7 protein-coding genes are annotated in these 11,874 nt (G+C 44.3%); all 7 read left to right on the top strand.

Annotated features, from left to right (window positions below; genetic code table 11):
* Nucleotides 1-12: 12 nt before the first annotated feature.
* Complete coding sequence (locus tag B9A32_RS01730; RefSeq protein WP_084066694.1) at nt 13-2,349, top strand: hybrid sensor histidine kinase/response regulator; 2,337 nt, start codon at nt 13-15, stop codon at nt 2,347-2,349.
* Between the two features lie 16 nt (nt 2,350-2,365).
* Nucleotides 2,366-3,466, top strand: a complete 1,101-nt coding sequence (cheB, locus tag B9A32_RS01725; protein ID WP_084066635.1) for a chemotaxis-specific protein-glutamate methyltransferase CheB — start codon at nt 2,366-2,368, stop codon at nt 3,464-3,466.
* A 100-nt stretch (nt 3,467-3,566) separates the two neighbouring features.
* A complete protein-coding gene (locus B9A32_RS01720) occupies nt 3,567-5,882 on the top strand; it encodes a response regulator (RefSeq protein ID WP_170923660.1) in 2,316 nt (771 codons plus the stop codon).
* A 375-nt stretch (nt 5,883-6,257) separates the two neighbouring features.
* Nucleotides 6,258-6,809 carry a metal-dependent transcriptional regulator gene (locus tag B9A32_RS01715; protein ID WP_084066634.1) on the top strand — a complete coding sequence of 184 codons (552 nt, stop codon included), beginning with the start codon at nt 6,258-6,260 and terminating at the stop codon, nt 6,807-6,809.
* Nucleotides 6,810-7,227: 418 nt separating this feature from the next.
* Nucleotides 7,228-8,526, top strand: coding sequence for a DUF2325 domain-containing protein (locus tag B9A32_RS01710; RefSeq protein ID WP_084066633.1), 1,299 nt, complete (start codon nt 7,228-7,230; stop codon nt 8,524-8,526).
* A gap of 249 nt (nt 8,527-8,775) precedes the next feature.
* Nucleotides 8,776-9,054 carry a FeoA family protein gene (locus tag B9A32_RS01700; RefSeq protein ID WP_232366992.1) on the top strand — a complete coding sequence of 93 codons (279 nt, stop codon included), beginning with the start codon at nt 8,776-8,778 and terminating at the stop codon, nt 9,052-9,054.
* Between the two features lie 54 nt (nt 9,055-9,108).
* The gene (gene feoB / locus B9A32_RS01695) at nt 9,109-11,649 is read left to right on the top strand and encodes a ferrous iron transport protein B (protein ID WP_139795665.1); all 2,541 of its coding nucleotides are present in this window, start codon (nt 9,109-9,111) and stop codon (nt 11,647-11,649) included.
* Nucleotides 11,650-11,874 lie beyond the last annotated feature (225 nt).

Genomic DNA, 11,874 nt, shown 5'->3' with positions numbered 1-11,874 from the left:
CGGGGAAACCCCATGAATAATGTTGATTTGATAAGAAAGCTCCAGGCGGCATTTAAAACAGAAGCCAAAGAACGCCTTAGAGAGCTGAGTTCTGATCTGATCAAGCTGGAAAAAAATCCTGGCGGTGACGGCTGCGATGAGGTGATTGAATCCATGTTCCGACAGGTCCACAGCCTGAAAGGTGCCTCCCGCTCGGCCGGTCTGAGGGAGATAGAAAAAATCATAAAAGCCCTTGAGAATGTTTTTTCAGCGTTGAAAAGAAAACAAATTAAAATTATGCCTGAAATGATGGATGTGCTCCATCACGCAACCGACACATTGGCTGATTTTGCTGACACGCTTGGCAATAATCAGCCAAGTGATCATAAAAATCAGGTTTGTGAAATTGTGGAACAAATCAATGCGCTCAGTTCAGGGGAAAGCCCGGGGAAAACTAAATTTGTTAAAAAAAAACCAGAGCCTGTGAAAGAAGCGATTGCGATCATTAAAGAAGAAGAAAGTCATAAAAAAGAAATTCCTCCCCCCAAAGAATTTGCTGAAGATACTTTAACAAAGTCGGATCGCTCCAAAGATAAGACGCAAACGGTAAGGGTGTCGTTAAAAAAATTGGATCTGCTCATGCTGCAAGCCGAGGAAATGCTTCAGGTAAAACTTCTGGCAAATCAGCACAAGAACGAACTTGAGCACATCATTGAAATGCTGGAGTTATTGCAGAAGGAGTGGGGCAGGGTTGCCGATACTACGCGTATTTTAACACAGATTATTAAAAAAAAAGGAGAATCAGGTAACCGGGAGAGATCAGCTTTGAACTCTGTATCCAAGTTGATGGCGCTTGTGGCGTCCAACCAGGATCAATCCAGAATATTTGAATCCAGGCTCATTTCCCTTGTCAGGTCAGCGCACCGGGATAAGCGGGTGATCAGTGAGCTGGTGGAGAGGTTGCTCAAAGATATGAAAGATGTGTTGATGTTGCCTTTTTCAACTTTTCTTGAGATTATTCCCAAAATAGTGCGGGATCTTTCCCGGGATCAAGGGAAAAACGTCAAGGTATCAATGGAGGGAGGAGAGATTGAAATTGACAGGAAAATCCTGGAAGAGATGAAAGATCCGCTCATACATGTATTGCGCAACTGTGTGGATCACGGAATTGAAAAACAGGCGTTGAGAAAAAAAAATCAAAAGCCGCCAATGGGAACTATTAAGGTCATGGTCAGCCAGGTGAACGGTGACAGGATAGAGATTTCCATCTCTGATGATGGCGCGGGAATTGACTTAGAAAAAGTAAAAGAAGCGGCCATTGAGAAAAACGTTGTATCCAGGCAGGAGGCAAGCGGACTTTCTGACAAGGAGGTCTTTGATCTTATTTTTCAATCAGAGGTGACCACAAGTTCAATAGTAACGGACATTTCCGGAAGGGGCCTGGGTATGGCCATTGTGCGTGAGAAAATTGAACGGCTTGGCGGAAAGGTGTCTATTGAAAGCCGTTTGGGTCAAGGGACGATAATCCGGGCGCTTCTTCCCATAACCCTTGCCACCTTTAGAGGCGTTCTGGTGGAGGCAGGCAATCAGCAGTTTGTTGTGCCCACGGCAAGTGTTAACCAGGTGGTGAGAATCAATCCGGATGATGTTAAAACCGTTGAAAACAGAAAGACCATTCCCTTAAACGGACATAGAATTCCTTTGGTTCGCCTTGACGACGTCCTGGAAATTCCGCCTAAGGAACAAACATTTGCATCTAAAATTCCGGCCCTGGTTCTGGGAACCCGGGAAAAACGGATTGCATTCAGCCTGGACAATGTCCTGGATGAGGAAGAGATTTTGTTTAAGAGTCTTGGAAATCAGCTCTCCCGGGTCAGGAACATATACGGCGCAACGGTTCTGGGAAACAGGAAGGTGGTATCCATTTTGAATGTTACGGATTTGATAAAATCTGCAATGCACGTGAGGCCCATGGTTGCAAGGGGTGCCGTTGGCAAGAAAGCAGCACAGATATCTGTGTTGGTTGCCGAGGATTCCATTACTTCACGCATGCTCTTGAAAACCATTTTGGAGTCAGCAGGGTACCGGGTAAAAACAGTAATTGACGGCCTTGAAGCCTTAACAGAGCTCAAGCAAACAAAATATAACTTGTTAGTATCTGATGTTGACATGCCAAGGATGAACGGATTTGTTCTCACCGAAAAAATTCGTAAAGATAAAACGCTTGGCGATTTACCCGTAATACTGGTGACGGCGCTTCATTCCCGGGAAGATCGTGAGCGGGGAATTGATGTTGGTGCCAACGCATACATTGTTAAAAGCAGCTTTGACCAGAGCAACCTATTGGAAGTAGTTCAAAAATATATTTAGCAGTCAGGAAATTACCATGATTAAAGTTTTAATAGCCGATGATTCGCATACAACCATGGAATATCTGAAATATCTACTGGATTCAGACGATGAAACCACCATCGTGGGAATTGCCGAAAACGGCAAAGAGGCGGTGGCATTATCAAAAAAAAAGCATCCAGATGTGATCTTAATGGACATTCATATGCCCAAAATGAATGGTTTCGAGGCAACCCGCATAATTATGGAAAACAATCCCGTGCCCATCATTATTATGAGTGCAATTCACGATGTTAAAGAGACTGCTGTGATATTTCGCGCCATGGAAGCGGGTGCGGTCAGCATTTTAAATAAACCATGGGGGGTAAACCACCCGGACCATGAGCGTGATTATGAAGAATTGCTTCAAAATGTAAAGCTGATGTCGGAAATAACCATGGTCAAGCGTCATAAACACGTAACGGATATGACAAAAAAGCCAAGGCAGCCAATGCCGAGAGTACCTGGGGGCGGGTCTGTGGCAAGATCTGCTGACATAGGCATTATAGCCATGGGCGCGTCCGCAGGCGGACCTCCTGTATTAAAAGAAATTCTTTTAAAAATACCTGACACTTTTCCCATACCCATATTGATTGTCCAGCACATATCAAGAGGCTTCATAGACTGCTTGATAAATTGGCTTGGCCAGACCACGGGTTGTGCCATTCACCTTGCCTCCCACGGAGAGATTTTACTTCCGGGCCATGTCTATTTTGCACCGGACGGTTACCACATGGGAGTTCAGCACTCAAAGAGGATACTCTTGAGCAAAGCCAAGCCGGAAAACAGCTCCCGCCCCTCCATCTCTTTTTTATTTCGAAGTGTCGCAAAGGTATATGGGCCATCTGCGGCAGGCATTCTGCTTACGGGCATGGGGAAAGATGGGGCTGACGGGTTGAAATTTATGAAAGATAAAGGGGCAGTTACCTTTGCCCAGGATAAAGACAGTTCATTGGTGCACGGCATGGCGGGCGAGGCGATGAAAGGTAATGCTGTAATGTATGAACTTTCTCCGGAAAATATAGCCAAAGTATTGATAGATTTGGTTAATAAGGACGCAAACGCAAACGCAAATCAAATCACCTGCAAATTCGGCTGAAGAGTTTCTGTCCCGGGTTTTAAAAAATGAGTTTCAAATAGAAACTATCTGATGCCTGATGAAAATACAGCGATATGATCCTCCAAAAAAGGAATTAGTTATGAAAAATAATGTCTCTTTATTGGTAGTAGAGGACAGCCCCACCCAGGCTATGGAGATTCAATATTTTCTGGAACAGAACGGATACAATGTTTTAATCGCTGAAGATGGTGAACAAGCTTTTGGCATGTTGAGTGATTTCAGGCCCGACATAATTATATCCGACATTGTCATGCCAAGGATGAATGGGTATGAACTCTGTGAAAAGGTCAAGAAGAATGATGAGCTCAAAGATATCCCGGTGATCCTTTTAACAAGTCTTTCCGAACCGGAAGACGTTATCAACGGACTGGTTTGCGGGGCCAATAATTTTATCATCAAACCCTTTGATAAAAAAGTAATGCTGTCCCGAATCAAATACACAATTATAAACATGGAGATGAGAAAATGTGTCACTTCCCAGGTGGGAGTTAAAATATTTTTCAGGGAAAAAGAATATTTTTTATCTTCCGAACGAATACAGATGATTGATCTTTTGCTTTCCACCTATGAAGCTGCCATTCAAAAAAATAATGACTTTAAAAAGGCTAACCTGGAACTTGAGCAAATCAAGGATGAACTGGAAAAACGGGTATTGGAACGAACCCACGAGCTGTCAAAATCCAATCTTTATTTGCAAAAGGAAATCGAAGAGAGAAAAAGCATTGAAAAAGCGTTGCGGCGTTCCGAGAATGAGCTGGCCATTAAAAATCATATTTCCCGGGTATTTATTACTTCCCCTGACGACGAAGTTTTCAAGGACCTTTTAGACATTGTATTAAAGGCCTTAATCAGCAAGTATGGTATCTTGGGTTACATTGACGAGGATGGGGCATTGGTCTGCCCCTCCATGACAAAGGATATATGGGAGGAGTGCAAGGTCCATGACAAGGATATCAGATTTCCCCGTAAGTCATGGACAGGGATCTGGGGTCAATCTCTTATGGAGGGAAAATCCTTGTATTCCAACCAGCCCTCACAGGTGCCGGAAGGGCATATTCAAATAACAAGAACGCTGAGTGTTCCCATTATTTACAATGGAGAAGTCATTGGAAATCTGCTGGTTGGCAATAAGGAGACGGACTATGATAAGAGCGATGTTCGGTTAATGGAGGCCATTGCCAGCCATCTTGCGCCCCTTCTGAATGCAAGGTTGCAAAGAGATAAACAGATAAAAAAGCGTCAAAGCATCGAAGATCAACTCCGCCAAGCTCAAAAGATGGAATCTGTGGGACGTCTGGCAGGCGGGGTGGCACATGATTACAACAATGTACTCAGCGTTATCATGGGGTTCACCGAACTGGCCATGGAGGAGAAGGATCTGACCGAACCATTGCGTGTGGACCTCAAAGAAATCCTAAAGGCTGCAAAGCGTGCAACGGACATTACCCGTCAGTTGCTGGCCTTTGCCCGCAAGCAGACCATTGCCCCAAAGGTGCTTGACCTTAACAAGAGTGTGGATAGTATGATTAAGATGCTCCGGCGCCTTATCGGTGAGGATATCGATTTGTCCTGGTGCCCGGGGGCTGCAATGTGGCCCATTAAGATGGACCCATCCCAGATCGACCAGATCCTGGCCAACCTTTGTGTTAACGCCCGGGACGCCATTTCCGGAGTTGGCAAAGTGAGCATAGAAACAAAAAAAGTATCTTTTGATGCGATTTATTGTGCGGAACATCACGGTTTTATTCCAGGGGAGTTTGTTATGCTGGCTGTAAGCGACAATGGTTGCGGCATTGATAAAAAAATATTGGACAATATTTTTGAGCCCTTTTTCACCACAAAGGGTTTGGATAAAGGTACTGGGCTTGGATTATCCACGGTGTACGGTATTGTAAAACAAAACAACGGTTTCATTAACGTCTACAGTGAGCCCGGTATAGGAACGACCGTCAAGATCTACCTGGCCCGGCATAAAGGCAACGCTGTTGAGATCCAAATGGAGAATAGAGAAGAGATCATGGCAGGTCATGGGGAAATTGTCTTGATTGTGGAAGATGATCGATCAATCCTGAAACTTGCCCGACAAATGCTTGACGGATTGGGTTATATTGTGTTGACACAAAACACTTCGGCGGGAGCAATCCGGCTGGCTGAAGAATATACCGGTAAAATAGATCTGCTCTTAACGGACGTAATCATGCCTGAAATGAACGGCCTTGAACTGGCCAACAGTCTGCAATCCATTTACCCGAACCTCAAGTGCATCTTCATGTCCGGCTATACAAGTAATGCCATTGCCCGGCATGGTGTTCTTGACGAAGGGGTGAACTTTATTCAGAAACCATTCTCCAAAAAAGATCTGGCAAGAATTGTTAGAAAGGTTATAGATGAGTAGACTTCTCAATCAGGCCTTTACATCTGGGGTGTACAAAAACGGGCCATTCGGATGAACTCCTTTTTTATGGAGAGATAATAATATTTTATTAGCTACAAGAGGTTGTAATTACAAGTATTAATTTCTGACACCAAAATTTTATAACAAAATGGCCGACGTTATGACCAAGCCCATTCCGTTTGATGTAAGCTTTCCATGACCGCTCATTTTCTGGCTGTGCTTCTTCCCCATTTGGAGGGGCTTTTCCCAAAAAATTGTAAAGTATTTTTGCGGTCATATAAAGGATCAAAATGGTAAAGTGCTTGACAATTGGCACTCGGTTGGATAATAGTATAAAAAATAATTTTATTACTCTAATATTGATAGGAGGGCGGCATGGTGGCAGCAGCTGCACCCGGCAAGTCCAAGAAAAAATTGACCTCAGTTATGGAAGATTACCTGGAAGCTATTTTTAATCTGGGTATGAAAAAAAAAGTGGTGCGGGTCAAAGATATAGCAAAAGAGATGGACGTCAAAATGCCCACCGTAACCAGTATGTTGAAAAATCTTGGCAGCAAAGGATTGGTGGACTATGAAAAATATGAGTACGTGGAATTGACCAAAGAGGGGAGAAAAATAGGTAAGGAGATGCGCCACAGACATGAGGTGCTTTTTAAATTTTTGAGTGAAATTTTGAATGTGGATTACAAGAATGCTGACAAAGAAGCTTGTAAGATGGAACATACTCTCAGTTCTGAAACCTTGCAAGCCTTTGCCGATTTTATGGATTTTATCCAGAAATGTCCCCGATCCGGGGAGGAGTGGCTCGATTTTTTTCAAGAATTTCGGAATCATGGATGCCGCCCTGAAAAGTGCCGTGAACGCACAGGTACAATAATATGCAAAATTCAAGATCAAGTGGATACCATGTCTAAGGTGAAGCCCTGAACGGGGTATTAATTTGTCTGATGCGCTCATCACGCCCCTGCTTTGGTTTGAATTCTGTTTTGCGTTGACAATATTTTTTGTGCAGCCTTTGATCTGCAAGATTTGTTCTAAACAATAGCTACAACACAAGGCTGTCGTCATGGTGTTACCCAGTGTCACGGTGGAGTGGGTTGTGTCCAAAGCCCATGTTCCATTAATCATTTTATATAAAATTTCAGCCAAGGACTTGTAATAATTAGGGTTCCATTTTCGTTGGAACCCCAATATGATTTGTCCATGGCAGTTTATATTAAATAACCAATCGTCTACCTGAAAAATAACAGGTATGGACGATTTTTTTAAATTTGTAAAGTTAGATAATTAAAACAATAGTAGCTATGTGTAATTATATTGATAATTAAGAATCAGGAGGCTCACGATGCAGGAATCCAGTTTACCCAACAGGGTAAAAGATGAAAACAACCAGGTTTTGAATATTGATTTGATTAAATCCCCGGAGCGGTTGAAATTTTGGGAAGTAGATACTTGCTTTATCTGTCCCATTGTTGGGATGTGCCTGACGGTGGCGGAGCAGAGGCAGGTTTTAAAGAAGACCGATTTCCCCTTGAAAAAGACCGGCCTTTACGAAATACATGAGGCCCTGGTGGTTTGCGGGGACAGTGATAACAAGATTTCCCGCCGTGTGGATGCCCTGCTGGAGAAAAAATTTATGAAAGCAGCAGCCCCGCTTTTTGAACTGGATGACAAGGCGTTTATGTCTCATTTTAAAAAAACTTTTAAAGCCGGTGAGTATTTAATCTCTTTTTGGGCCGCTGCGGCCAACCCTAAACTTTCACTGGAGTCAAAACGAAAGGTGTTTGGTGAAATTCATATGTCCATGCACTGGGGGGGAGACGAGAGTCGGAAAATAAAGCAACAGGTTACCCGTTTGAACGGCTTAATTGAAAAAATGAACGATGAGCTCAAGAAAGGGAAGGCCCACCGACGATCCTTACAAAAAAAGAATGATGATATGGCAAGAGCATTTGCCCGCCTGGAGCAAGAGAACAAATTGCTCCAAAAAGAAAATCAAGACCTTGGAAAAAAATTACAGAATCAGCAAGGGAAAGCAGAAGTGATAAAACTTCAAGGGAGAAATCGGGACCTGGAGGATTCCCTGGAACATGCTTTGGAATCCCACGGAGCAGCCAAGGCCCGATTACACACCTTAAAGGAAGGACGGGAGCGACTTGTCATGGAATTGAAACTGCAAAAAGAACGGACCGAGCAGGTCATCCGGGAAGCCCAGAATCTGATTGGCCACTTTGTGGATTCAAACCAGAGTGGATGCGCAAATTCTGACCCGTGCGTTTGTGATCCTTCCTGTCCGGCATTTGATCTTTGTGAAAAGCGGGTATTGATTGTGGGGGGCATTGCCCGCATGGAATCCCTTTATCGGGAGGTCATCGAGGGGAATGGCGGGGTATTTGACTACCATGACGGCTATATGAGAAAAGGCTCCAAGCCCCTGGAAAATCGCATGAAACGTGCCGATATGGTCCTGTGCCCGGTGAACTGTAACAGCCATGCAGCCTGTACAGTGGTTAAAAAGCTGGGTAAAAAACATAAAAAAAATGTTCATATGCTTCATAATTACAGTGTGAGTGCCATTTCCCAGGTGATCCGGGATGCCACGGAATATGGCGAAGAAAAGATTGTCGGGACCTTTGGATTTTAATCATGCAGGGACGCTTGTCCAAGAAATAGAAATAAAGCCTGTAGTGGATTTGTAATAAAATATTTTGGTCGCCCTGTTAATAAAAGGAATAAAATAGAGGTTTTGTCTATGTTTTTTTTGTTCGTGTGGCTAAAAAATGTTAGATATATAAAATTGTTGTTGAAAATGTTATTGAAGTTGTGTAATGTGAGTTCGATTTTGATGAAGTAATGGGACCTGATATCAATGTTTTTTATTTGGAGGTAAGCAATGCCAGGGTTTGGAAAAGGAAAGAATATGAGGGGACGACGCCATGGAAAGTGTTGCATGTTAAATGATGTGCCGCCGGGGTGCAGCGCAAAAATACATTGCCATCACGCCAAGGGCGCTGTCAGGCAACGCTTGCTTGATCTTGGCTTTGTACCCCAGGCAGAAGTGGATGTCATCCGCAGAGCCCCCCTGGGAGATCCCATTGAATGTCGTGTGGCCAACTACAAGGTGGCCCTTAGAAAATCGGAAGCAGATCTCATTGAAATTGAATATGCTTAATCCAGCAAAAGAACCTGCTTTTGGAAGCAAATGATAAAGTTCATGGGAAACACGATGTCAATATCACCTGAGTTTGTAAATAATAAAATTCTCGTTGGGTTGGCCGGTCAGCAAAATGCCGGAAAATCGACCACGTTCAACATGTTGACCGGAGCCGGTCAGCACATTGCCAACTATCCCGGTGTCACCGTTGATAAAAAGACCGGATTTTATCGATACAAAGATGTGAAGGTGGAAACGGTGGATCTGCCCGGAACATACAGTCTTACCTCTTTTTCCCTTGAGGAGCGGGTGGCAAGGGATTTTCTTATCACGGAAAAACCTGATGTTGTTGTTAATGTTGTGGATGCCTCATCCCTTAAACGAAGTCTGTATTTTTCTTTCCAGGTGCTGGAGATGGGATTTCCTGTGGTGATTGCCCTTAATATGATGGATGTGGCTGCCAGAAATGGTACAGAGATTAACTTTGAAGCATTGCGGAAAAATTTGAAAGTGCCCGTAATTCCCACGGTGGGGCGGAAAAGTATTGGTAAAAAGGAATTGAGGGATGCCATTCTTGAGGTGTTTAATGGTAAAAATCATGGAAAAATTCAAAGCCCCTTGCAAATCAATTACGATGCCCTTGAAAAACCCATTGAGGATCTCAGACAGGATTTGGCACAGACGACCCTGGAAAGCAGATATCCCTGCCGATGGCTGGCTGTCAAGCTTGTGGAGGGAGACAGCGAGGCTGTGAGGCTTGTCACCCAGGCACTGGGAGCGTCTTGTAATGAGTTGCAGACTGCCCGTCGCATCAAGGATGTCTTTGAGGCGCAGAACGATCTGGATGTGGCCGATTATATGATGGGATGCCGGGATAAGCTTGCCACAAAGGTTATCAAGGAAAGCGTCACTGAAAAAAAAGACGGCAGGGACAGGGTCACCGAAATGATTGATTCGGTGGTCCTAAACCGTTTTGCTGCCCCTTTTTTCCTTGTGCTCACCGTTTTTATGATCTATCAGCTTTCCATTGTCAAGGGGTATGAACTGACCCGGTACTGGTGGCCGGTTCTGGCAAAATTCAGGGCCATTGTGGCAGGCTTTTTACCCGATGCCGGCATGCTGCAAGACCCCTATGTGCGATCCATGGGGCTTTGGATGGTGGATTCCGCCAATGCCCTTTTAAATTATATTCCCATTTTTTTGATTCTTTTTGCCCTTATTGCCATCCTTGAAGACAGCGGATATATGGCCCGCATTGCCTTTATCCTGGATCGGCTCTTTAATTTATTCGGGCTCCATGGGCAGTCTACGTTGCCTTTTATCCTGGGCGGTGTCTTTGCCGGGGGGTGTGCCGTTCCCGGTGTCATGGCCACCAAGGGTATTCCAGACGAGCGTTCCCGCATGGCCACCATATTGACTGTGCCTTACATGAACTGCCTGGCCAAGGTGCCTTTTTACACCCTTCTTATCAACGTGTTTTTTGCGCCCTATAAATCGTGGGCCATGCTTTTTCTCTCCACCTTTACAATTTTTGTGGCACTTTTGGTGGCGCGATTTTTAACGGCAACCCTGTTGAGCTCCATGGAAACCGCCCCCTTTGTCATGGAACTTCCCAAATACCATCCCCCCACCTTTTTTGGCGTAGGACAACGGGCCGTTGAGCGGACATGGCAATACATTAAAAAAGTGGGGTCCATTGTTGTTGCCGTTTCCGTCTGTGTTTTTACCATGTTGCAGTTTCCGGGGCTCGGCCATGAAAAGGCGACACAATTTCAGAATGAGATGGATCAGGCCGTGACAATTTTTCATGAAAAGAGTGCTTCAAGCAGTTATGCCCATCAATTTAAAGACAAGGCTGCACTTATCTCCCTTGTGAACGTGTACACTGATTACAAGACCGCCAAATTGACCGTTAAAACGGCAGAAGGGTCCAGGGCATTGGATGCTAAATTTCAATCCAGGTATCCGGACCTGTTTAAATTCTTAAAGCCAAAGGGCGATAAGGCTGCCAAAAAAATTAACAAGAGTTTACGCAAGCTTGTCTCCAAACGAAAAGGTCTGCGCAGACAGATCAAGGAAGAGCAGATTGAAACCAGTTTTCTGGGTATGGTGGGGCGCTCCCTGGAACCCCTGACCCAGTGGGCAGGATTTGACTGGAAAGTAAATGTGGCTATTTTATCATCCTTTGCCGCCAGGGAGTCCAGTGTGGCCACCATTGGTGTCCTGTATCAGCAGGGAGCCGATGAAAATAAAAGCCTTGAAGATCGCATGGCCGCTGAAACAGGTGGAGATAATTTTACGCCTCTTCATGCATTGGCCATCATGGTATTCTTTGCCATGTATCCGCCCTGCCTGGCCACCACCATCATGATCAAGGTACAGACCGCTTCCTATAAGTGGATGGTGTTTTCCATGGTGTTTCCAACGATTCTGGGTTTTGTCGTTGCATCGGGGATCTTCACCGGTGGCAGACTCATGGGGCTCAGCGGTATTCAGATGATGGGGGTCTTTTACGGATTAACGGTGCTGTTGACCATTGCAACGGGTTTGTTCAAGCATTGGGGGAAAAAAATGACACCGGTTAGCGGAGCACCCGGGGCATCTATACAATAATTTTTCAAAATTAAAGATCTTCATATAAAAAAACAGGCGTAGCAAATTATTATTGAAATAAAGCTACGCCTTTTATTGGGCTATCAAGTTAGATATATCTATTATTTTTAATAGTTACTAATGTAATGCGATATTTATAACAGGGATAATAAATCGGGCGGCAATTATGTGCATCCGTCCAGAACCAAAAACAATACAATAAATTTAAGGTAAAAAGGAAACTGT

Source organism: Desulfocicer vacuolatum DSM 3385 (assembly GCF_900176365.1).
Lineage (GTDB): Bacteria > Desulfobacterota > Desulfobacteria > Desulfobacterales > Desulfobacteraceae > Desulfocicer > Desulfocicer vacuolatum.
This window is presented reverse-complemented; position numbering and strand designations above follow the sequence as displayed.